Genomic DNA, 22,114 nt, shown 5'->3' with positions numbered 1-22,114 from the left:
TAGCGTCACCATCCGGCAGTCAGACGATTAATGCTTAAGGTCAGATTTAAAGTCGCGCTTGTCGTAGCCGGTATACAGCTGACGAGGACGAGCGATTTTCATGCCATCGGTATGCATTTCGCTCCAGTGCGCAATCCAGCCAACGGTACGCGCCATCGCGAAGATAACCGTGAACATGGAGGACGGGATCCCCATCGCTTTCAGGATGATACCGGAGTAGAAGTCGACGTTCGGGTAAAGTTTCTTCTCGATGAAGTACGGGTCGTTCAGCGCGATGTGCTCCAGCTCCATCGCCACTTCCAGCAGGTCATCTTTGGTACCCAGCTCTTTCAGTACTTCATGGCAGGTCTCACGCATCACGGTCGCACGCGGATCGTAGTTTTTGTAAACACGGTGACCGAAGCCCATCAGGCGGAAAGAGTCATTCTTGTCTTTCGCACGACGAACAAATTCCGGAATGTGTTTAACCGAACTGATTTCTTCCAGCATTTTCAGCGCCGCTTCGTTCGCGCCGCCGTGTGCCGGTCCCCACAGGGAAGCAATACCCGCCGCGATGCAGGCAAACGGGTTCGCGCCAGACGAACCGGCAGTACGTACCGTCGAGGTGGACGCGTTCTGTTCGTGGTCGGCGTGCAGGATCAGGATACGGTCCATTGCGCGTTCCAGTACCGGGTTCACTTCATAGGTTTCACACGGCGTGGAGAACATCATGTTCAGGAAGTTACCGGCGTAGGAGAGGTCATTACGCGGATAAACAAACGGCTGGCCGATAGAATATTTGTAACACATGGCCGCCATCGTCGGCATTTTGGACAGCAGACGGAATGCTGCGATTTCGCGGTGGCGCGGATTGTTAACATCCAGAGAGTCGTGATAGAACGCGGCGAGTGCGCCCGTGATCCCACACATCACCGCCATGGGATGCGAATCGCGGCGGAAAGCGTGGAACAGACGGGTGATTTGCTCATGGATCATCGTATGGCGGGTCACGGTGGTTCTGAACGCGTCGTATTCGGCCTGCGTCGGTTTTTCACCGTTCAGCAGGATGTAGCACACTTCCAGATAGTTAGACTCGGTGGCTAACTGATCGATCGGGAAGCCGCGATGCAACAAAATTCCTTCATCGCCGTCGATGAACGTAATTTTGGATTCGCAGGATGCAGTCGAGGTGAAACCAGGGTCAAAAGTGAACATCCCCTTTGAACCCAGGCTACGAATATCAATAACATCTTGACCTAGCGTGCCCTTCAGCACATCCAGTTCAATAGCCGTATCACCATTAAGAGTGATTTTTGCTTTTGTGTCAGCCATTTACGGTCTCCTTAGCGCCTTATTGCTTAAGACTACTCAGGTGAGATTTGCCATCGATACATCAATCAACCGTTACCAGTTTGTTATTCGGCTCGCCGCTCTGGATAGAGGAGAAACCAGGGTACAGAGCAATGGGCGCTTGCAGGTAAATCAGTTAACTCATGGTGAATTAGCAACAAATCAACAACTTAGCAATCCGAATTATTCAACCTGTCTATCACTATTAACTGTACTGAAGGGATCGGTCAATATCTTCCTACTGTTGCATAACTTATTTGCAGGTTAAAGAGTGACCCCATAACTTTTACGCATTATATGCTTTTTCTGGTGTTGTTTGTAACAACTTTGTTTAATGATTGTCAAATCAGATGATTAAAAATTAAATAAATGTTGTTATCGTGACCTGTGTCACTGTTCGGGATAAAACCCGACAAACTATATGTAGGTTAATTGCAATGATTTTGTGAACGTCCTATACTGCCGCCAGGTCTCCGGAAACCCCTGCAATCCCGAGCCACCCAGCGTTGTAACGTGTCGTTTTAGCATCTGGAAGCAGTGTTTTACATGACGCGCAGTTATAGAAAGGACGCTGTCTGACCCGCACGCAGACCGGAGGAAGGAAATCCCGTCGTCTTTCAGGCCACAGGAGATTCACTCTCTGTACCCGAAGTCAAAAGGGAATAATAAGAACAGCATGTGGGCGTTATTCATGATAAGAAATGTGAAAAAACAAAGACCTGTCAATCTGGATCTACAAACGATCCGGTTCCCAATCACGGCGATAGCGTCCATTCTCCATCGCGTTTCCGGGGTGATCACCTTTGTGGCGGTCGGGATCCTGTTGTGGTTACTGGGCACCAGCCTCTCTTCCCCTGAAGGATTCCAACAGGCATCCGCCATCATAGGTAGCTTTTTTGTTAAATTTATTATGTGGGGCATCCTCACTGCGCTGGCGTATCACGTCGTGGTCGGTGTTCGTCACATGATGATGGATTTTGGTTATCTGGAAGAAACATTCGAAGCGGGTAAACGCTCTGCCAAAATCTCTTTTGTTATCACTGTCGTGCTTTCACTTCTCGCAGGAGTCCTCGTATGGTAAGCAACGCCTCCGCATTAGGACGCAATGGCGTACATGACTTCATCCTGGTTCGTGCTACCGCTATCGTTCTGACGTTATACATCATCTATATGGTAGGTTTCTTCGCCACAAGCGGCGAGCTGACCTGGGAAGTCTGGACCGGTTTCTTCTCCTCGGCTTTCACCAAAGTCTTCACCCTGCTGGCACTTTTCTCCATCTTGATTCATGCCTGGATTGGCATGTGGCAGGTGTTGACCGACTACGTTAAACCACTGGCAATTCGTTTGCCGCTGCAGCTGGCTATCGTCGTTGCACTGGTGGTTTACGTGATTTATGGATTCGTTGTGGTGTGGGGTGTGTAATGAAACTGCCAGTCAGAGAATTTGATGCTGTAGTCATTGGTGCAGGCGGCGCAGGTATGCGCGCAGCGCTGCAAATTTCCCAAAGCGGCCAGACTTGTGCGCTGCTGTCCAAAGTGTTCCCGACCCGTTCCCATACCGTTTCTGCGCAGGGTGGCATCACCGTCGCGCTCGGTAATACCCATGAAGATAACTGGGAATGGCACATGTACGACACCGTTAAAGGGTCGGACTACATCGGTGACCAGGATGCAATCGAATATATGTGTAAAACCGGTCCGGAAGCGATTCTGGAACTGGAACACATGGGTCTGCCGTTCTCCCGTCTTGACGATGGCAAAATTTATCAGCGTCCGTTCGGCGGCCAGTCGAAAAACTTCGGCGGCGAGCAGGCGGCACGTACTGCCGCGGCAGCTGACCGTACCGGTCACGCCCTGCTGCACACGCTGTATCAGCAGAACCTGAAAAACCACACCACGATTTTCTCTGAGTGGTATGCGCTGGATCTGGTGAAAAATGCTGATGGCGCGGTAGTCGGTTGTACTGCACTGTGCATCGAAACCGGTGAAGTAGTCTACTTCAAAGCCCGCGCGACGGTGCTGGCAACCGGCGGCGCAGGCCGTATCTATCAGTCCACCACTAACGCACATATCAACACCGGTGACGGCGTGGGGATGGCAATCCGTGCCGGTGTCCCGGTTCAGGATATGGAAATGTGGCAGTTCCACCCAACGGGTATTGCCGGCGCGGGCGTTCTGGTGACAGAAGGCTGCCGCGGTGAGGGCGGTTACCTGCTGAACAAACACGGCGAGCGCTTTATGGAGCGTTATGCCCCGAATGCGAAAGACCTCGCGGGTCGTGACGTGGTGGCGCGTTCCATCATGATCGAAATTCGTGAAGGTCGCGGCTGCGACGGCCCGTGGGGGCCACATGCTAAACTGAAACTCGATCATCTGGGTAAAGATGTTCTCGAATCCCGCCTGCCGGGCATCCTGGAACTGTCCCGTACCTTTGCACACGTTGATCCGGTGAAAGAGCCGATTCCGGTTATCCCAACCTGTCATTACATGATGGGCGGTATTCCGACCAAAGTGACCGGTCAGGCGCTGACGGTGAACGAGCAGGGCGAAGACGTGGTGATCCCCGGGCTGTTTGCCGTGGGTGAAATCGCCTGTGTTTCGGTACACGGCGCGAACCGTCTGGGCGGTAACTCGCTGCTGGATCTGGTGGTCTTTGGTCGTGCCGCTGGTCTGCATCTGCAGGAATCGATCGCCGAGCAGGGTGAACTGCTCGACGCGACTGAAGATGAAATCGATGCTTCCCTGGCGCGTCTGAACCGCTGGAACAACAACCGTGATGGTGAAGATCCGGTGGCGATTCGCAAAGCGCTGCAGGAATGTATGCAGCATAACTTCTCGGTCTTCCGTGAAGGTGATGCGATGGCGAAAGGGCTGGAAGAGCTGAAAGCAATCCGCGAGCGTTTGAAAAATGCCCGTCTGGATGATACCTCCAGTGAATTTAACACCCAGCGCGTAGAGTGTCTGGAGCTGGATAACCTGATGGAAACTGCCTATGCCACCGCAGTGTCCGCCAACTTCCGTACCGAAAGCCGTGGCGCGCATAGTCGCTTCGACTTCCCGGAGCGTGATGATGAAAACTGGCTGTGCCATTCCCTGTATCTGCCAGAGACGGAATCCATGACCCGACGTGAAGTCAACATGGAACCGAAACTGCGCCCGGCATTCCCGCCGAAGATTCGTACTTACTAATGCGGAGACAGGACAATGAAACTCGAGTTTTCAATTTATCGCTATAACCCGGATGTTGATGACGCTCCGCGCATGCAGGATTACACCCTGGAAGGCGAAGAAGGGCGTGACATGATGCTGCTGGACGCGTTGATGCAGCTCAAAGAGAAAGACCCAAGCCTCTCTTTCCGCCGCTCCTGCCGTGAAGGCGTGTGCGGTTCAGATGGTCTGAACATGAACGGGAAGAACGGTCTGGCCTGCATCACGCCGGTATCAGCGCTGGTTCAGCCGGGTAAGAAAATTGTTATCCGTCCGCTGCCTGGACTGCCGGTGATCCGCGATTTGGTAGTAGACATGGGGCAATTCTATGCACAATATGAGAAGATTAAGCCTTACTTATTGAATAATGGGCAAAATCCGCCAGCTCGCGAGCATTTACAACTGCCAGAGCAGCGGGAAAAACTCGATGGGCTGTATGAATGCATCCTGTGCGCATGCTGCTCAACATCTTGCCCATCCTTCTGGTGGAATCCGGATAAATTTATCGGTCCGGCAGGTCTGTTAGCCGCGTATCGCTTTCTGATCGACAGCCGCGATACCGAAACCGACAGCCGTCTGGAAGGGATAAGCGATGCATTCAGCGTATTCCGCTGTCACAGCATCATGAACTGCGTCAGTGTATGTCCTAAGGGACTGAACCCGACGCGTGCCATCGGCCATATTAAGTCGATGCTGTTGCAACGCAGTGCGTAAGTAGACATTGCCCGTGGTGGCAATCCTGTAGGCCGGATAAGACGTTTACGTCGCCATCCGGCACATTTTGCCTGATGGCGCTTTGCTTATCAGGCCTACGGGATCGCCATCAGGCGAAACAGTGCAGGAAACCTCTAAAAACTGCCCCTGTGTTTGACAGTTTTTAAAGGTTCCTTAGCGGACGCAGATGACACGACAGTCCGTAACAAGTGAACCCCGGCACGCATACGGCGTATGCGTGGTAGTATCCACGGCGAAGTAAGCATATAAATGCTTAAGGGATCACGATGCAGAACAGCGCTTTGAAAGCCTGGTTGGACTCTTCTTACCTCTCTGGCGCAAACCAGAGCTGGATAGAACAGCTCTATGAAGACTTCTTAACCGATCCTGACTCGGTAGACGCTAACTGGCGTTCGACGTTCCAGCAGTTACCTGGCACCGGAGTCAAACCGGATCAATTCCATTCCAAAACGCGTGATTATTTCCGCCGTCTGGCGAAGGATGCCTCACGTTACTCTTCTTCGATTTCCGACCCTGACACCAATGTGAAGCAGGTAAAAGTCCTGCAGCTCATCAACGCTTATCGCTTCCGTGGTCACCAGCATGCGAATCTCGATCCGCTGGGATTGTGGCAGCAGGAAACTGTGGCAGATCTGGATCCTTCCTTCCACGATCTGACAGAGGCCGATTTCCAGGAAAGCTTTAACGTAGGCTCTTTTGCCGGCGGCAAAGAGACGATGAAGCTGGGTGAGTTGATTTCCGCGCTCAAACAAACGTACTGCGGCCCGATTGGCGCGGAGTACATGCACATCACCAGCACCGAAGAGAAACGCTGGCTGCAACAACGGATCGAATCCGGTCGCGCCGCGTTCAGCGCTGAAGAGAAAAAACGCTTCCTGAGCGAACTGACCGCAGCAGAAGGTCTGGAACGTTATCTGGGCGCGAAATTCCCGGGGGCGAAACGCTTCTCGCTGGAAGGCGGCGACGCATTAATCCCGATGCTCAAAGAGATGATCCGTCATGCTGGCAACAGCGGCACCCGTGAAGTGGTGCTGGGGATGGCGCACCGTGGGCGCCTGAACGTACTGGTCAACGTGCTGGGTAAAAAACCGCAGGATCTGTTTGACGAGTTTGCGGGCAAGCATAAAGAACATCTCGGCACCGGCGACGTGAAGTACCACATGGGCTTCTCGTCAGATATCGAAACCGAAGGCGGTCTGGTTCACCTGGCGCTGGCGTTTAACCCGTCGCACCTGGAAATCGTCAGCCCGGTGGTGATTGGTTCCGTTCGTGCACGTCTGGATCGACTTGACGAACCCAGCAGCAACAAAGTCCTGCCGATTACCATTCACGGTGACGCAGCGGTTACCGGGCAGGGCGTGGTTCAGGAAACCCTGAACATGTCGAAAGCGCGGGGTTACGAAGTGGGCGGTACTGTTCGCATCGTGATCAACAACCAGGTGGGTTTCACCACCTCTAACCCGCTGGATGCGCGCTCCACCCCGTACTGCACCGACATCGGTAAAATGGTCCAGGCGCCGATCTTCCACGTGAACGCGGACGATCCGGAAGCGGTCGCATTTGTGACCCGTCTGGCCCTGGATTTCCGTAACACCTTTAAACGCGATGTCTTCATCGATCTGGTGTGCTACCGCCGTCACGGCCACAACGAAGCCGACGAGCCGAGCGCAACCCAGCCGCTGATGTATCAGAAAATCAAAAAGCATCCGACCCCGCGCAAAATCTACGCTGATAAACTGGAAGCCGATAAGGTCGCCACGCTGGAAGATGCCACTGAAATGGTCAACCTGTATCGCGACGCGCTGGACGCGGGCGAATGCGTGGTGAAAGAGTGGCGTCCGATGAACATGCACTCCTTTACCTGGTCGCCGTACCTCAACCACGAGTGGGATGAAAACTACCCGAATCAGGTTGAGATGAAGCGTCTGCAGGAGTTGGCGAAACGCATCAGTACGGTGCCGGAAGCGGTTGAGATGCAGTCTCGCGTCGCGAAGATTTACGGCGATCGTCAGGCGATGGCTGCCGGAGAGAAGCTGTTCGACTGGGGCGGCGCCGAGAATCTGGCCTACGCCACGCTGGTTGACGAAGGTATTCCGGTTCGTCTGTCCGGTGAGGATTCAGGTCGCGGTACTTTCTTCCACCGTCACGCGGTCATTCACAACCAGGCGAACGGCTCAACTTATACGCCGTTGCAGCACGTGCATAACGGACAGGGTTCCTTCCGCGTCTGGGACTCCGTGCTGTCTGAAGAAGCGGTACTGGCATTCGAATACGGCTATGCCACAGCCGAACCGCGTACCCTGACCATCTGGGAAGCGCAGTTCGGTGATTTCGCCAACGGCGCGCAGGTGGTGATCGACCAGTTCATCTCCTCTGGTGAGCAGAAATGGGGCCGGATGTGTGGCCTGGTAATGCTGCTGCCGCACGGTTACGAAGGGCAGGGCCCGGAGCACTCCTCCGCCCGTCTGGAACGTTATCTCCAGCTTTGCGCCGAGCAAAACATGCAGGTGTGCGTACCGTCTACACCGGCACAGGTGTATCACATGTTGCGTCGTCAGGCGCTGCGCGGGATGCGTCGTCCGCTGGTGGTCATGTCGCCGAAATCGCTGCTGCGCCATCCGCTGGCAGTTTCCAGCCTGGATGAACTGGCTAACGGCACCTTCATGCCAGCCATCGGCGAAGTTGATGACCTCGATCCGAAAGGCGTGAAGCGCGTGGTGATGTGTTCTGGTAAGGTTTATTACGATCTGCTGGAACAGCGTCGCAAGAACAACCAGAAAGATGTTGCCATTGTGCGCATCGAACAACTCTATCCTTTCCCGCATCAGGCGATGCAGGAAGTATTGAAACAGTACGCTCACGTACATGATTTTGTCTGGTGCCAGGAAGAGCCGCTCAACCAGGGCGCATGGTACTGCAGCCAGCATCATTTCCGTGAAGTGATTCCATTTGGGTCTGCTCTGCGTTATGCAGGTCGCCCGGCCTCCGCCTCTCCGGCGGTAGGGTATATGTCCGTTCACCAGAAACAGCAACAAGATCTGGTTAATGACGCGCTGAACGTCGATTAATTAAAGGATACATAATGAGTAGCGTAGATATTCTTGTTCCCGACCTGCCTGAGTCCGTAGCGGACGCGACTGTAGCCACCTGGCACAAAAAACCAGGTGATGCGGTGGTTCGTGACGAAGTGCTGGTAGAAATCGAAACTGACAAAGTGGTACTGGAAGTACCGGCATCAGCGGACGGCATTCTGGATGCGGTTCTGGAAGACGAAGGCACAACCGTGACCTCGCGCCAGATCCTGGGTCGCCTGCGTGAAGGCAACAGTGCCGGTAAAGAAACCAGCGCGAAGTCTGAAGAAAAAGCGTCCACCCCGGCGCAGCGTCAGCAGGCCTCTCTGGAAGAACAAAACAACGATGCGTTGAGCCCGGCGATCCGTCGTCTGCTGGCTGAACACAACCTCGACGCCAGTGCTATCAAAGGCACCGGTGTAGGCGGTCGCATCACCCGTGAAGATGTGGATAAACACCTGGCGAACGCCCCTGCGAAAGCCGAGGTTAAAGCACCGGCAGCGGCGCCGGCTGCACAGCCGGCTCTGGGGGCGCGCAGTGAAAAACGCGTACCGATGACCCGTCTGCGCAAACGCGTTGCCGAGCGTCTGCTGGAAGCGAAAAACTCCACCGCCATGCTGACGACCTTCAACGAAGTCAACATGAAGCCGATCATGGATCTGCGTAAACAGTACGGTGAAGCGTTTGAAAAACGTCACGGCATCCGTCTGGGCTTCATGTCCTTCTACGTGAAAGCCGTGGTAGAAGCGCTGAAGCGCTATCCGGAAGTGAACGCCTCAATCGACGGCGACGACGTGGTGTATCACAACTACTTCGACGTGAGCATGGCGGTTTCCACGCCGCGCGGCCTGGTGACCCCGGTTCTGCGTGACGTTGATACGCTGGGTATGGCTGACATCGAGAAAAACATCAAGACGCTGGCAATCAAAGGTCGTGACGGCAAGCTGACGGTGGAAGATCTGACGGGCGGTAACTTCACCATCACCAACGGTGGTGTGTTCGGTTCCCTGATGTCCACGCCGATCATCAACCCGCCGCAGAGCGCGATCCTCGGGATGCACGCGATTAAAGATCGCCCGATGGCGGTCGATGGCAAGGTGGAAATCCTGCCGATGATGTACCTGGCGCTGTCCTACGATCACCGCCTGATCGATGGTCGCGAATCCGTGGGCTTCCTGGTGGCGATTAAAGAGCTGCTGGAAGATCCGACACGTCTGCTGCTGGACGTGTAGTAAACAAGAGTATCACCTGCCCGTAGGCCGGATAAGGCGTTTACGCCGCCATCCGGCATTGATGAGATGCCTGATGGCGACGCTACCGCGTCTTATCAGGCCTACGGTTTAAAGATAACGATTACCTGAAGGATGGACAGAACACATGAACTTACATGAATATCAGGCAAAACAACTTTTTGCCCGCTATGGCTTACCGGCGCCGGTGGGTTATGCCTGTACTACTCCGCGTGAAGCTGAAGAAGCGGCATCGAAAATCGGTGCAGGTCCGTGGGTAGTAAAATGTCAGGTTCACGCAGGTGGCCGCGGTAAAGCGGGCGGTGTGAAAGTCGTTAAAAGCAAAGAAGAAATTCGCGCTTTTGCTGAACACTGGCTGGGCAAACGTCTGGTGACCTATCAAACAGACGCTAACGGTCAACCGGTAAACCAGATTCTGGTTGAAGCAGCGACCGATATCGATAAAGAGTTGTACCTGGGCGCGGTCGTTGATCGTAGCTCTCGTCGCGTGGTCTTCATGGCCTCCACCGAAGGCGGCGTCGAAATTGAAAAAGTTGCGGAAGAAACCCCGCACCTGATCCACAAAGTTGCGCTTGATCCGCTGACCGGCCCCATGCCGTATCAGGGACGCGAGCTGGCGTTCAAACTGGGTCTGGAAGGCAAACTGGTTCAGCAATTCACCAAAATCTTCATGGGCCTGGCGACTATTTTCCTTGAGCGCGATCTGGCACTGATCGAAATCAACCCGCTGGTGATCACTAAGCAGGGCGACCTGATCTGCCTCGACGGCAAACTGGGCGCTGACGGCAACGCGCTGTTCCGCCAGCCGGATCTGCGTGAAATGCGCGACCAGTCTCAGGAAGATCCGCGTGAAGCACAGGCAGCACAGTGGGAGCTGAACTACGTCGCGCTGGATGGCAACATCGGCTGTATGGTTAACGGCGCAGGTCTGGCGATGGGCACCATGGACATCGTGAAACTGCACGGTGGCGAACCGGCTAACTTCCTTGATGTTGGCGGCGGCGCAACCAAAGAGCGCGTGACCGAAGCATTCAAAATTATCCTCTCTGACGACAACGTTAAAGCGGTTCTGGTTAACATCTTCGGCGGTATTGTGCGTTGCGATCTGATCGCTGACGGCATCATCGGCGCGGTAGCCGAAGTGGGTGTTAACGTACCGGTTGTGGTTCGTCTGGAAGGCAACAACGCCGAACTCGGCGCGAAGAAACTGGCTGACAGCGGCCTGAATATTATTGCAGCGAAAAGTCTGACGGATGCAGCTCAGCAGGTTGTTGCCGCAGTGGAGGGGAAATAATGTCTGTTTTAATCGATAAAAACACCAAGGTTATCTGTCAGGGCTTTACCGGTAGCCAGGGGACGTTCCACTCCGAACAGGCGATTGCTTACGGTACGCAGATGGTTGGCGGCGTAACGCCTGGTAAAGGCGGCACCACGCACCTGGGTCTGCCGGTGTTTAACACCGTACGTGAAGCGGTTGAAGCAACGGGCGCGACCGCAACGGTTATTTACGTTCCGGCACCGTTCTGCAAAGACTCCATTCTGGAAGCGATCGACGCAGGTATTAAGCTTATCATCACCATTACCGAAGGTATCCCGACGCTGGATATGCTGACCGTGAAGGTGAAACTGGATGAAGCTGGCGTACGCATGATCGGGCCGAACTGCCCGGGCGTGATCACCCCTGGCGAATGCAAAATCGGCATCATGCCGGGTCACATTCATAAGCCGGGTAAAGTGGGCATCGTCTCCCGTTCCGGTACCCTGACCTATGAAGCGGTTAAGCAGACCACCGACTACGGTTTCGGCCAGTCCACTTGTGTGGGCATCGGCGGTGACCCGATCCCGGGTTCTAACTTTATCGACATCCTGAAACTGTTCCAGGAAGATCCGCAGACCGAAGCAATCGTGATGATCGGTGAGATCGGCGGGAGCGCGGAAGAGGAAGCGGCTGCTTACATTAAAGATCACGTAACTAAACCGGTTGTTGGCTACATCGCCGGTGTGACCGCGCCGAAAGGCAAGCGTATGGGTCACGCAGGGGCCATCATCGCGGGCGGGAAAGGGACTGCGGATGAGAAATTCGCTGCTCTGGAAGCCGCTGGTGTGAAAACCGTTCGCAGCCTCGCTGATATCGGCGAAGCGCTGAAAGCCGTCATTAAGTAAAAGCAATAAAACAGCCCATCCTCTGCATTTACCCGTGATGCAGAGGAAAGGGCTGGTCCATTTTCGACATGGTTGGCCATCTGATGATGGCCTTTTTTTTACCTGCAAGTTTGCCGGATGGCGCTGTCGCTTATCAGGCCTACGGGTGTAGGCCTGATAAGATGCGTCAGCATCGCCATCAGGCGCTCACTCGCTTACGGCCAGCGTTTTCAGCCAGCGGATACCGCTTTCCGGCGAGGTCATCACCGGGACGGGCGGAGGAGGAAGCTGTTGCAGAACGCGCGCCATCGACGCCTGTGCCAGCATCACGACATCGGCCTGTTTATACGCACTGTGCAATCCTTCACTGACGATGCGGTCGTGGGTTTCCATATCACCCGCCAGCAGGGCGTGGAAGGCCTCTTCCATCAATATCGGCGTCACCGAGCATAGCTTACCGCTGGCCTGTATTTTGCGCTGTACATACTCCAGCGTCGGTTTCATCGTCGTGGCGACGGTGGCCAGGACGGCAATGTTCTCACCCAGGCTAATGGCTTTTTCCACCATCGCGCAGTCGATACGGGCAAGTTGCAGCGGCGTCATAAACTGGCACTGCTCAACCGCCGTGCCAATGGACGAGCAGGCGGTGATGAAAATCTCACAGTCTGCTTTTTCGGCAATGCGAACATAGTCGGCAATGCGTGCCGCAATGTCTGGCGTAACGCCCCCGGCTTTCATCACCTGTTTGATCATCGACTCTTCGACGAGGTGCATCACTTCCGCCTCTGGCATGATGTCCCCGATCAGCTGCTGCATCATGGCGAGCGTGGCGGAGCTGGTGTGAAGCATAGCGATCTTTTTCATTCTGCGATCTCCTTGAGCAAACATTCGGCAACGGCCATAGCCGCATCGTGATCTTCCTGCGCGGACAGTCCGCCCACCGCGACGGCCCCCAGACATTTACCGTTGTGAAGAATCGGGACGCCGCCAGGTAGCGCGGTAAAACGTGGGTCAGCAAAGTAGCTGATATCCAGCGACTCTTTTTGCAGCCGCTGTAAAAACGCCTGTGTGGTACAGCCTAGCCGACTGCTGGTGCGGGCTTTGCGCTGTGTCAGCTCAATGGTTAACAGTTTGGCATTATCCATACGGGCAAAGCTCAGTAACTCACCGTTGGCGTCACACACAGCCACGCTGAGCGGACGTTGCGTATAACGGGTGTCAGCGAGATCGATCGCACAGTCCACCGCGCGTCGCGCCTGTTCCAGAGTTAAGGTCATCATTGTTAGTTATCCTTTTGACAGAGGTTCTGATACCGGCTGAGCAGGCGTGTTCTCGCTCAGCGCCTGCGCTTGTCGGGCATCTTTTTTGCGCCAGTAGTTAGCCAGCAGCGAGCCGCTGACGTTGCCAAGCGGCGTCATGACCGCAGAGGCGAGACCGACGGTCGCCAGTTTGCCCATCGCGGCAGCAAGACCTGACGCCATACCGCCGTTTTGCAGCCCGACTTCGAAGGCCACGGTACGCGCTGACTGGACATCCATGCGGAAGATCCAACGGCTCATCAGATAACCAATCAGGAAGCCACCGAGGTTGTGCATCAGCATGGCGAAGCAGAGCAGGAAACCGACCTGCACCAGGTTTTCGCGCCCGGCGGCGGCCGCGGTGGTGGTGAAGAAAATGATGCCCATCATCGAGATGGTCGGCATGACTTTCTTAACGCCGTCCACGCGGCTGTACAGCCAGTTGTAGAACAGCGCCCAGATAATCCCGCCCGCCACAAAGTTCAGCACAACCGCGTACATTTGCGCGTCGGCGCTGGCGCTGCCAAACAAGGTGTCCCAGCCGCCGGCAATCATATACAGCAGCCAGACGGCGCTGACTCCGGCCAGAATTTGCACAGTTCGACGTCCCTGTACCCCGGCATAGGTTTTCAGGTAGTCGTGCAAAATGGCTGCGCCAATCGGGATCAGCACGATTTTCACCACGTCCATTACCATCGCCGTGAGCTGGATGTCGATCATTGAACCGGCCAGCAGATTCACCCACAGCGGCGTCATCACCGTTGCCGCCAGCGTCGAGACAGCAGCGATTGAGACCGCCAGCGCCAGGTTGGCGTTGGCGATATACACCATCACAGTCGAGGAGAGCCCGCTGGGGCAGGAACCAATCAGCAGAATGCCCACCGCCACCTCTGGCGGGAAGTCAAAGATCAGCGTGATGCTCAGGCCGAGCAGAGGCATGATGACGAAATGGCAGAAGGTGCCGATAAACACCGCCCAGGGCATTTTGGCAACGTCGATAAAATCCTGAATTGTGAGTTTGGTGCCCATACTGAACATGGTCGCCTGGATCACTAAAAAGACGATCCACTTATGGGTGATGTTGAATCCGCCCCAGACGATCAGATCGGTTGACCAGGTCATCGCAGCGACAAAGCCGGCGATGATCCACAGGGTAAACTGATAGCTGCGAAGACCAGGCCAATAGCCCGCGCCCGCCGCGAAGCCTGCTGTCAGCATCACCAGCCCCGGCTGCCAAAGGTCGGGAGACTGCATCAGCGCGCCAATTGCCGCCAGTGCGCCACCAGCGATGCAAACGCCCAGTCCGGTTTTGTGAATAACGGTCGTGATAGTCATGATGAAATGTCCTTTCTCTCGTTATTACTGCCGTGGTGGAATAGCTAACATTTGCCGCGCAATACCCGGCGTGGCGACTTTTTTATCCATACTGCGAATAAGCGTGGCGAGTTTGGCAACCTGCTGATAATTATGCTGAGCTTTCTCTTCGGCACTTAAATAATAGCTGTCTTCAAAACCAATTCTTACTTCACTGGCCCCCATCCCGACCGCAGCCGCAATAATATCGAAGTTCTTGCGGCCAAAATGCGTAATTCCCCACAAGGCATCGCGTGGAATCATACTCCGTAAGGCAATTAGTGCATCAACCGTCGCCGGTGTACTCCCGCGATGCCCGAGGACAATATTAAATAGCATGGGTTTTTTGAACTGAATTTTTTCTTCCAGCGCGAGGATATTATTAATCATCCCTATTTCAAAGACTTCGAATTCAGGAATAATTGAACGCTGAGTAATTTGTCGGGAACAATATTCGACGTCCGGTCCGGGATTAAAGTACACGGCATCACCAAGGTTAACGGAGCCGACGTTCAGCGATGCCATTTCAACGCCAGGACAGTCCAATGGCGCGCAGCGCTCGGCAATCGACATGGAGGAGACGCCACCGGTAGAAGCCTGAATAATCAGGTCGGAATGGCGCATGACGTGGTCGATCGTCGCCTGAAAATCTGTGGTGTCTGGCGTCAGGCGACCCTGCTTATCGCGAACGTGTAAATGTACTATTGCCGCACCATGTTCGACGCTGGCCAGTATTTCCTGCGCCAGTTCTTCGGGTATAACTCTGGGGCAATCCGCGGCAACGGGTGCCAGCGAGATAATAACAGTATCCGACATGTGTTCCTCCGGTTTTCCGGTACAGAGATATTAAAATTATAAGTACGGTGTCATCCAGCGTAACGATTCTGGCCCTGGTGTTGATGGTTTATATTCACAACCCATCCAGCCCTGATAACCTGTCTGTTTAATAAAATTAAAAAGCCATGTTTCATTTAATTCACCCGTTCCTGGTTCATGGCGGCCGGGTACGGAAGCAATCTGAAAATGTTTAATTATGGGCAAGTAACGCTCAATAAGATGCGCAACATTACCGTGTATTTTTTGACAGTGATAAATATCAAATTGTAAGCCGATATTTTTCCTGGCCACTTCGTTAATCAGACTTTCGGCTAATGGAAAACTGTCGACGAAATAACCAGGCATATCTTCAGGGTTTAATGGTTCAATCAACACGTCGATGCCGACCTCGACCATGACGTCACAGGCGATACGCAGTCGGTCGGTCAACCGTTCGCGTTGGGCGCAGGCGGAAAGGTTGTCCGCGCGCAGTCCGGCCATGACGTGCACCTTGCGACAGCCCAACGCCGTAGCGTAATTGTGGGCAATCATCAGACTGCGATGAAATTCCTCATCACGGTCTGGCAGGGATGCCAGCCCCCGTTCACCCGCCTGCCAGTTACCCGCAGGCGCATTCATCAGCGCTACAGGTAAGCCGGTTTCCCGCTGCGCGGCCAATAGAACGTCCAGCGGATGCTGCCAGAGAAACAGCCCTTCAACGCCGTGGAAACCCGCCGCCTTTGCTGCCTGGAAGCGCCCGGCAATGGGGTGTTCACAAAACAGCCAGTCGAGGTTAGCCGCTAACTTCAGCATGGTGCGTTCCTTCCCGGCAATCAACCAGGTGTAGTTTCACGCCCTGGCTGGCAATGGTGTCCTGCGCCACATCGGGCAACTGGTTATCCGAAATAATGTCGGTCAGTTGATCCAGCGAACAGATGTGGAACATCCCGTACTTGCCAAATTTACTGCTGTCGCAGACCAGTACCCGACGGCGGGAGACGGTAAGCACGGCCTCTTTCACCGAGGCCTTGCCCTCGCTGGGGGTCGACATACCGCGTTCGGTATCCCACGAGGACGAGCTGAGAAACGCCACGTCGATGTTAATTGTGCGCAGAAAACTGGCGGCGCTTTTCCCGAGACAGGAGCGGTTGCGCTGATCCACCAGACCTCCGGTGTGATACAGCGTGATGTGCGGCATGTCCATCAGGTAGTGGCTGATGGAAAAATCGTTCGTCACCACCGTCAGGTTGAAGCAGTGGCTGGCGGCGACCGCTTTCGCCACTTCAAACAGTGAGGTACCGGCATCCAGATACAGCGTTTGCCCAGGCTCGATCAGCATCGCGGCAAGCTGTCCCATCCGCCGCTTTACCTCATGATGCAGTTCGGCTTTTTCCCGCCACGGTAGCTCTGATTTCAGCAGATTGTTGAGTTTCACCCCGCCATTAATCGAGATGACTTTGCCTTCTTCTTCCAGCAACTGAATATCGCGGCGCACGGTCATGTGCGATACGCTCATCAGATCCGCCAGCTCATTAAACGAGGCAACGCTTTTTTCATGTACGTAGCGGTAGATAAAATCACGTCGTTGTTCAGGGATCATCATTCACCTCACGCTCGCCGGGATGACTGAAGTTCGGCCACCGCTTCTGCTGTCAGCGGCACGTAGCCGAGGGGTTTTAAGGTCAGCCAGATGCGGGCGCTATCTTCCAGCTCTTCGGCATTAAACACCGCTTCGCGTAGTGAGCGACCACTGACTACCGGGCCGTGATTGGCGAGGAGCGCGGCGGTATGGTCGGCCGCAATCTCGCTTAGCGCACGGGCGATGCCTTCATGACCGGGTTTGAAATAGGGCAGCAGAGGCAACTGTCCGACGCGCATCACGTAGTACGGCGTTAACGGCGGCAGACAGTTTTCCGGTGTGCTGCACGGCAGACAGGAAAGGGCGGTCAGCCACGGCGAATGCAGATGGACCACCGCGCCGCAGGTCGGACGATGACGGTACCAGGCCAGGTGCATTGGCACCTCTTTTGATGGTTTATCGCCACTCAGATGACTGCCGTTGGCATCCAGTTTACTGAGCGTAGCGGCGTCCAGCTCGCCCAGGCAGGAGTTGGTCGGCGTGACCAGATAGCCGCCGTCCGGCAGCCGTACGCTCAGATTGCCTGAACCGCCGCTGCTGAAGCCGCGCATAAACAGAGAGCGGCCATAATGCACCAGCTGTTCGCGGAGTTGCTGTTCGTTAAGCGGGTTCATGATGCGTACTCCTGCGCGGTAAAAAAGAAGTCTTCGTCACCGAAGTTGCCTGACTTCAGTGCCAGCGCGAGCGGCGGCTCGGCGGAAAATACCCAGGGGACGCCAGGGGCGATGGCCTTTCCGACCGTCAGCCGCGTCACCTGTAACGCCTCCACGACGGTGCCGGACGTTTCGCCGCCTGCGACGATAAAACCGTTCACACCTGCGGCCTGCAGTTTGGCCGTCAGTCTGGCAAAGGTATCTTCAATCGCCCGGCTGGCATGCTGTTCGCCGTACTCCTGTTGAATGCGTTTCAGCGCTTCCGGCGGCTGGGTGGCGTAAATCAGCGGAGCGAGCGCGTCATCGACATGCGTCATTGCCCACAGCGACAGCTCGTCGCTGTAACCCTCGGCGTCTGCCAGGCAGCGTGCCACGTCGAGCAAACGGGACGCGGCCTGCGCTTTGTAGCGATTGACCTGGCGGTTGCTCATGGTGGAACAGCTTCCGGAAAAGACCACCGTTTTTGCAGGCGTCGGGAAAGGAGGTGTCGCCGCCTGCCCACGCTGCGGGGTGGCGCATGCGGCCAGTGCGCCGCCCAGTCCGGAACCACCCGCCAACAGTGGCGTATGACGCAAGGCCTGAGCGAGAGTCTGCAGATCGGCTTCATTGAACGTATCCACGATCACATGGCGTATGCCTTCAGACTGACAGCGCTCCAGCGCGTGAGTGACCGCTTCCACACCTTTCTGAATCGTGCTGAGGTCGATACGTCCGACGGGGCTGGTGGTTTGCGCCGCTAGCAGGCGAATCAGGTTTGCGTCGGTCATCGGATTGAGCGGATGTTTCTCCATGCCGGATTCGTTCAACAATACGCCATTCACAAACAGATGACTGTGGATCACCGTTCGCCCGTTTTGCGGCAGGGCCGGGCAGTGAACGATGTACGGCATGTGCATCGCTTCCATCAGCGCATCGCTGACCGGACCGATGTTGCCGGCAGGGGTAGAATCAAAGGTGGAGCAATATTTAAAGTAAATCTGCTGGGCACCTGCGGCGTTGTGTAACCATTGCCAGCAGCGTAATGATTGATCGATGGCCTGGTCAGCCGGCAGAGAACGGCTTTTAAGCGAGATGACAATCGCGTCGACCTCCTCATTCCACGGCTGCGCGGCGTCTGGCATTCCGGGCAGCAGCGCGACCCGCCAGCCTTGCTCAGCCATAAAACTTGCTATATCCGTTGCGCCAGTAAAGTCGTCGGCGATAACACCTGTCGTGACGGGCATACATCCACTCCGTTCAGATTGTCTGGTCATTGAGCTTATTATTCAGGAGGGCGTTTCACATTCACATGATGATTCTCACAAATAAGCACATCATAAAATCGTATGAATTTTCTATAATTTATTGAAATTGATAAATAAAATGATATTCCCGATTAAAACAGGGCTCACAAGAGAATGTGAAGATTCGTTAATCTTTGGGAAATGTTGTCACAACAGCGGTAGTACCGGGTTTGAGGAGAGGGCGCGCCGCTCTTGCTATTTGATCATAATCACCTGAATAAATGAGATTATTTTTTGCGGTCAGGGTCATTATTTCCCTCGGATAAATTTTGCATATTAGCAACGTTATCCAGACCACGGGCGGAGCGTAACGTGCCTCAGCATATTCAGGACGATGTCTTACACACTTATTACTCACTGGCAGAGGTGTTTTCTAAGGCGACAGGGCTCGCTGCCGTGGTGGTGGACATTAATGGTCGGGAAATCTCCGCCTGTCATAATTTTAATTCTTTCTGTTCATTACTGCGTACCGATCCGCGATATCAAAAAAGTTGTCAGAAATGTGATAAATATTGCGCTTTTGAAGGGCTGAAAGAAGAAAAAATCAGAATACTCTGCTGTCATGCGGGATTGAGTTTTTTCTCTATGCCGTTAATTCGCCAGGGGCATCTGCTGGGGTTTATTATATGTGGTCAGGTGCGCGCGAAATATCCGGAATATAAAACTATTGTCATTGATGACGATCGGCAGTGGGTTTTGGATCCCAAAATTAAATCAGCCTGGAATCAGGTGGCGATTGTTGAAAATAATCATCTGGTGGCAGCAGCAAACCTGCTTAGTTTTATTATTAATAACATCAATCCGGTTCAAAGTACCACGCAGAGCAATGCCGATGTGCAGCTGAGCGACCTGCGCTTATCGGCAATGGAGCTTTCGCGTCACGAAAAGAAACTGGTCGCCGCATTGCGTTATATCGATGAGCATTTATACGAGGAACTGACGCTGGAGTCAGTCGCTGCACATGTCTGTTTAAGTGCTAACTACTTTAGCCGTTTCTTTAAGAAACGGCAGGGCGTGAATTTTAAAACCTGGGTAAGTCAGAAAAAAATGCAGCGGGCGAGCGAGTTACTGTGCGACCCGACGAACTCTATCGATAGCATCGCCCGGAAACTTCAGTATGCGCAGACCAGCTACTTTTGTCGGGTATTCCGGGCGGCTCACCAGACCTCTCCGCAGTCATTCCGTCACGAACAGCTTTCGCTGTAGTCGCGTTCCATCACCTCAGGAATAAAAGAAAGTCGGTCGCTCAGACGCACAACGTCGCCGACCACAATCAGCGCTGGCGGCACAATATTCGCTTCCTGCGCTTTCGTGAGCAATGTACCGAGCGTACAGGTTAAGCGCCGCTGATTTTCCCGGGTAGCCGACATCACAATAGCGGCGGGCGTGTCCGGCGATTTGCCGCCCATCAGTAACTCTTCGCAGATAAACGGCAGATTCGCGATCCCCATGACAATTACCAGCGTGCCATTGAGCTTCGCAAGCTGCCGCCAGTCCTGCTGCTGATTGCCTTCGCGGGTATGTCCTGTCACCACATGAAAACCTGATGCCAGGTCGCGGTGGGTGACCGGGATCCCGGCACAGGCTAGTCCGCCAATGGCGGAACTGATGCCTGGCACCACTTCAAAGGCAATACCTTCCTCCACCAGACACTCCACTTCTTCGGCGCCGCGACCAAACACGTAAGGATCGCCGCCTTTCAGACGGACAATATTCCGATGCGTCTGCGCATGCCGGATAAGCAGGGCATTGATCTCCTCCTGAGGGACGCAATGATAGCCCGGACTTTTGCCAACGTTGATACAGGTACAGTGTGTTGAGCACCACTCAAGTATTTTGGGGTTGACCAACCGATCGTAAATAATGACATCAGCCTGTTGAATGCACTGCAGGGCTTTGAGGGTCAGTAAGGTGATATCACCAGGACCTGCGCCAACCAGCCAGACTTTTCCAGAATTTTTCATATGTCGTCCTTAATTATTGTCGGGAAAAACGGTAAAAAGAGTAAAAACAGATGGAAAAACGCCATCGTTTGCTTATCGTTAAGTGAACTGAATTCTCCTGAAATAATAAGTAAATAATATTGATTAAACCCGCAAAGTTTTTTCTCCGATAAACAAGTTATCTTGAAAAATTATTAAGAACTTATTGGCGCTATTTGTCGCAAAATAACCTTAATTAAATTGTGTTTATGGTCATCCTTGCGTATTATCGGTCATTATTTGTTCGCCTCCTGTGTGAATAAATCATGGAGTGGATCAATGACATCCAGGTAGGAAATAAAATATAACTCTCAGGCCAATCGGGAGTCGGTTGCATTTATTTTTTATAAGTTAAACTATTTTTGTACGCGGCATATGGAAGACGTTATGAGAGGAAAGATACCGAAGACTGAATTACTGGTGACGTTTGAAGTGGTGGCACGTCATGAAAGTTATACGCGTGCGGCGGAGGAGTTAGCATTAACGCAAAGTGCTGTATTTCGCCAGGTGAATGCACTTGAGGATTTTCTACATACTGCATTATTTAATCATGCCAAAAAGCGGATTTTTTTAAACGCGGCCGGGAAGCATTATTTGAGCATTGTTAAGGAAACATTGAATAAACTTGAGCGTGATACCAACACCATTATGACCTGGCAGCCCACGGTGGAAGTCATTGAGCTGGCAGTCAACCCGACGTTCAGTACCCACTGGCTGATCCCCAATCTGCGTGAATTCAACAAACTTAACCCCGATATTATCGTCAATATTCACTCGCTGGCGAACATGGGGGATTTTCTCAACCGTGAATACGATGCGGCGATTATGCGCGAGGACTTCTGTTCGCCGTGGTCAGAAGTGGAGTATCTGTTCGAAGAGGAAATTCTACCGGTCTGTAGCGGCAGTCTGCTGTCGCAGCCCAACCAGAAACTGGCGGTCGAAGAGTTGCTCAATGAGTTTCCGTTGCTGCATCAAAGTACGCGAATTAACGGCTGGCAGGAGTGGTTCGCCCTGTCGGATGTCAGTAGCCCACTGGCTAACAAGGGCCCGCGCTTTGATCTGCTGTCGATGCTGATCGCCGCGGTGCGGTCTAATCTGGGGGTCGCGCTGCTTCCGCGCTTTGCGATCCAACACGATCTGGATAACGGTGACATGGTAATCCCCTGTGATGTGCCTATGCGCACCGGTAATCGTTTCATCATGACCTGGCGGGAAGAAAAAGCGGAATCCCGTCATTTACAGGTATTCCGCGAGTGGTTGTTGCAAAAATCGGTGGTGTCACCCCAGGAACGCTGATACCAGATGACGGGCGAACGGTAGGCCGGATAAGCGCATGCGCCATCCGGCAACCAGATCA

Annotated in this window: 20 protein-coding genes; 10 read left to right on the top strand and 10 right to left on the bottom strand. The window is 53.9% G+C overall.

Going from position 1 to position 22,114, the window contains the following annotated elements; all coding sequences use genetic code 11:
• Nucleotides 1–27: 27 nt before the first annotated feature.
• A complete protein-coding gene (locus I6L53_RS15115) occupies nt 28–1,311 on the bottom strand; it encodes a citrate synthase (RefSeq protein ID WP_042320646.1) in 1,284 nt (427 codons plus the stop codon).
• A 694-nt stretch (nt 1,312–2,005) separates the two neighbouring features.
• Here I6L53_RS15115 and sdhC point away from each other — a divergent pair.
• The 8 genes from sdhC to sucD all read left to right on the top strand — a co-directional run bounded on the left by sdhC (nt 2,006) and on the right by sucD (nt 11,754).
• Complete coding sequence (sdhC, locus tag I6L53_RS15110; RefSeq protein WP_042320645.1) at nt 2,006–2,410, top strand: succinate dehydrogenase cytochrome b556 subunit; 405 nt, start codon at nt 2,006–2,008, stop codon at nt 2,408–2,410.
• Nucleotides 2,404–2,751, top strand: coding sequence for a succinate dehydrogenase membrane anchor subunit (gene sdhD, locus I6L53_RS15105; protein ID WP_042320644.1), 348 nt, complete (start codon nt 2,404–2,406; stop codon nt 2,749–2,751). The genes sdhC and sdhD overlap by 7 nt, the downstream gene beginning before the upstream one ends.
• Entirely contained in the window at nt 2,751–4,517 is a 1,767-nt protein-coding gene (gene sdhA, locus I6L53_RS15100; protein ID WP_042320643.1) for a succinate dehydrogenase flavoprotein subunit, read from the top strand. The genes sdhD and sdhA overlap by 1 nt, the downstream gene beginning before the upstream one ends.
• A gap of 15 nt (nt 4,518–4,532) precedes the next feature.
• Nucleotides 4,533–5,249, top strand: coding sequence for a succinate dehydrogenase iron-sulfur subunit SdhB (gene sdhB, locus I6L53_RS15095; protein ID WP_042320642.1), 717 nt, complete (start codon nt 4,533–4,535; stop codon nt 5,247–5,249).
• Between the two features lie 287 nt (nt 5,250–5,536).
• Complete coding sequence (sucA, locus tag I6L53_RS15090) at nt 5,537–8,338, top strand: 2-oxoglutarate dehydrogenase E1 component (protein ID WP_042320641.1); 2,802 nt, start codon at nt 5,537–5,539, stop codon at nt 8,336–8,338.
• 14 nt (nt 8,339–8,352) lie between these two features.
• Nucleotides 8,353–9,573: a 2-oxoglutarate dehydrogenase complex dihydrolipoyllysine-residue succinyltransferase gene (odhB, locus tag I6L53_RS15085; RefSeq protein ID WP_042320640.1), complete on the top strand. Its 1,221-nt coding sequence runs from the start codon at nt 8,353–8,355 to the stop codon at nt 9,571–9,573.
• Between the two features lie 145 nt (nt 9,574–9,718).
• Nucleotides 9,719–10,885 (top strand): ADP-forming succinate--CoA ligase subunit beta, encoded by a 1,167-nt coding sequence (gene sucC / locus I6L53_RS15080; RefSeq protein ID WP_042320639.1) that lies wholly within the window; start codon nt 9,719–9,721, stop codon nt 10,883–10,885.
• On the top strand, nt 10,885–11,754 hold the full coding sequence (sucD, locus tag I6L53_RS15075; protein WP_042320638.1) for a succinate--CoA ligase subunit alpha: 870 nt from the start codon (nt 10,885–10,887) through the stop codon (nt 11,752–11,754). The genes sucC and sucD overlap by 1 nt, the downstream gene beginning before the upstream one ends.
• 186 nt (nt 11,755–11,940) lie before the next feature.
• Here the strand turns inward: sucD and I6L53_RS15070 are convergent, their stop codons facing one another.
• From I6L53_RS15070 to otnK, 8 genes are read right to left on the bottom strand one after another with little or no spacing between them, the layout of a single operon-like run.
• The gene (locus I6L53_RS15070) at nt 11,941–12,597 is read right to left on the bottom strand and encodes an aspartate/glutamate racemase family protein (protein WP_042320637.1); all 657 of its coding nucleotides are present in this window, start codon (nt 12,595–12,597) and stop codon (nt 11,941–11,943) included.
• Nucleotides 12,594–13,013 (bottom strand): GlcG/HbpS family heme-binding protein, encoded by a 420-nt coding sequence (locus tag I6L53_RS15065; protein WP_042320636.1) that lies wholly within the window; start codon nt 13,011–13,013, stop codon nt 12,594–12,596. Before I6L53_RS15065 ends, I6L53_RS15070 begins: the two co-directional genes overlap by 4 nt.
• A gap of 6 nt (nt 13,014–13,019) precedes the next feature.
• Nucleotides 13,020–14,366 (bottom strand): bile acid:sodium symporter family protein, encoded by a 1,347-nt coding sequence (locus I6L53_RS15060; RefSeq protein ID WP_042320635.1) that lies wholly within the window; start codon nt 14,364–14,366, stop codon nt 13,020–13,022.
• A 24-nt stretch (nt 14,367–14,390) separates the two neighbouring features.
• A complete protein-coding gene (locus tag I6L53_RS15055; RefSeq protein ID WP_042320634.1) occupies nt 14,391–15,200 on the bottom strand; it encodes a beta-keto acid cleavage family enzyme in 810 nt (269 codons plus the stop codon).
• 36 nt (nt 15,201–15,236) lie between these two features.
• Nucleotides 15,237–16,013, bottom strand: a complete 777-nt coding sequence (locus I6L53_RS15050) for a hydroxypyruvate isomerase family protein (protein WP_042320633.1) — start codon at nt 16,011–16,013, stop codon at nt 15,237–15,239.
• Nucleotides 15,994–16,803 (bottom strand): DeoR/GlpR family DNA-binding transcription regulator, encoded by an 810-nt coding sequence (locus I6L53_RS15045; protein ID WP_198034309.1) that lies wholly within the window; start codon nt 16,801–16,803, stop codon nt 15,994–15,996. Before I6L53_RS15045 ends, I6L53_RS15050 begins: the two co-directional genes overlap by 20 nt.
• A 5-nt stretch (nt 16,804–16,808) precedes the next feature.
• Nucleotides 16,809–17,453, bottom strand: coding sequence for a 3-oxo-tetronate 4-phosphate decarboxylase (gene otnC / locus I6L53_RS15040; RefSeq protein ID WP_042320631.1), 645 nt, complete (start codon nt 17,451–17,453; stop codon nt 16,809–16,811).
• Nucleotides 17,450–18,715, bottom strand: coding sequence for a 3-oxo-tetronate kinase (gene otnK / locus I6L53_RS15035; protein ID WP_042320630.1), 1,266 nt, complete (start codon nt 18,713–18,715; stop codon nt 17,450–17,452). The genes otnC and otnK overlap by 4 nt, the downstream gene beginning before the upstream one ends.
• Nucleotides 18,716–19,087: 372 nt before the next feature.
• On the opposite strand from otnK, the gene I6L53_RS15030 reads away from it, so the two are divergent.
• On the top strand, nt 19,088–19,981 hold the full coding sequence (locus tag I6L53_RS15030) for a PocR ligand-binding domain-containing protein (protein ID WP_042320628.1): 894 nt from the start codon (nt 19,088–19,090) through the stop codon (nt 19,979–19,981).
• Here the strand turns inward: I6L53_RS15030 and cobA are convergent.
• A complete protein-coding gene (gene cobA, locus I6L53_RS15025) occupies nt 19,960–20,739 on the bottom strand; it encodes a uroporphyrinogen-III C-methyltransferase (RefSeq protein ID WP_042320626.1) in 780 nt (259 codons plus the stop codon). The genes I6L53_RS15030 and cobA overlap by 22 nt on opposite strands.
• 405 nt (nt 20,740–21,144) lie before the next feature.
• Between cobA and I6L53_RS15020 the strand changes: the two genes are divergently transcribed.
• Nucleotides 21,145–22,053 carry a LysR family transcriptional regulator gene (locus tag I6L53_RS15020; RefSeq protein WP_042320624.1) on the top strand — a complete coding sequence of 303 codons (909 nt, stop codon included), beginning with the start codon at nt 21,145–21,147 and terminating at the stop codon, nt 22,051–22,053.
• Nucleotides 22,054–22,114: the final 61 nt, after the last annotated feature.

Source organism: Citrobacter farmeri, from assembly GCF_019048065.1.
GTDB classification, from domain to species: Bacteria; Pseudomonadota; Gammaproteobacteria; order Enterobacterales; family Enterobacteriaceae; genus Citrobacter_A; species Citrobacter_A farmeri.
Note: the sequence above shows the minus strand (reverse complement) of the source record. Positions and strands in the feature narration are given on the sequence as shown.

Bases quoted from the DNA above. Each gene is read 5' to 3' on its own strand.
- otnK (WP_042320630.1), bottom strand. From the start codon at position 18,715: ATGCCCGTCACGACAGGTGTTATCGCCGACGACTTTACTGGCGCAACG.
- otnC (WP_042320631.1), bottom strand. From the start codon at position 17,453: ATGAACCCGCTTAACGAACAGCAACTCCGCGAACAGCTGGTGCATTAT.
- I6L53_RS15065 (WP_042320636.1), bottom strand. From the start codon at position 13,013: ATGATGACCTTAACTCTGGAACAGGCGCGACGCGCGGTGGACTGTGCG.
- sdhA (WP_042320643.1), top strand. From the start codon at position 2,751: ATGAAACTGCCAGTCAGAGAATTTGATGCTGTAGTCATTGGTGCAGGC.
- sdhC (WP_042320645.1), top strand. From the start codon at position 2,006: ATGTGGGCGTTATTCATGATAAGAAATGTGAAAAAACAAAGACCTGTC.
- cobA (WP_042320626.1), bottom strand. From the start codon at position 20,739: ATGAAAAATTCTGGAAAAGTCTGGCTGGTTGGCGCAGGTCCTGGTGAT.
- odhB (WP_042320640.1), top strand. From the start codon at position 8,353: ATGAGTAGCGTAGATATTCTTGTTCCCGACCTGCCTGAGTCCGTAGCG.
- sucC (WP_042320639.1), top strand. From the start codon at position 9,719: ATGAACTTACATGAATATCAGGCAAAACAACTTTTTGCCCGCTATGGC.
- I6L53_RS15020 (WP_042320624.1), top strand. From the start codon at position 21,145: ATGAGAGGAAAGATACCGAAGACTGAATTACTGGTGACGTTTGAAGTG.
- sucD (WP_042320638.1), top strand. From the start codon at position 10,885: ATGTCTGTTTTAATCGATAAAAACACCAAGGTTATCTGTCAGGGCTTT.
- I6L53_RS15070 (WP_042320637.1), bottom strand. From the start codon at position 12,597: ATGAAAAAGATCGCTATGCTTCACACCAGCTCCGCCACGCTCGCCATG.
- I6L53_RS15050 (WP_042320633.1), bottom strand. From the start codon at position 16,013: ATGCTGAAGTTAGCGGCTAACCTCGACTGGCTGTTTTGTGAACACCCC.
- sucA (WP_042320641.1), top strand. From the start codon at position 5,537: ATGCAGAACAGCGCTTTGAAAGCCTGGTTGGACTCTTCTTACCTCTCT.
- I6L53_RS15115 (WP_042320646.1), bottom strand. From the start codon at position 1,311: ATGGCTGACACAAAAGCAAAAATCACTCTTAATGGTGATACGGCTATT.
- I6L53_RS15055 (WP_042320634.1), bottom strand. From the start codon at position 15,200: ATGTCGGATACTGTTATTATCTCGCTGGCACCCGTTGCCGCGGATTGC.
- I6L53_RS15060 (WP_042320635.1), bottom strand. From the start codon at position 14,366: ATGACTATCACGACCGTTATTCACAAAACCGGACTGGGCGTTTGCATC.
- sdhD (WP_042320644.1), top strand. From the start codon at position 2,404: ATGGTAAGCAACGCCTCCGCATTAGGACGCAATGGCGTACATGACTTC.
- sdhB (WP_042320642.1), top strand. From the start codon at position 4,533: ATGAAACTCGAGTTTTCAATTTATCGCTATAACCCGGATGTTGATGAC.
- I6L53_RS15045 (WP_198034309.1), bottom strand. From the start codon at position 16,803: ATGATGATCCCTGAACAACGACGTGATTTTATCTACCGCTACGTACAT.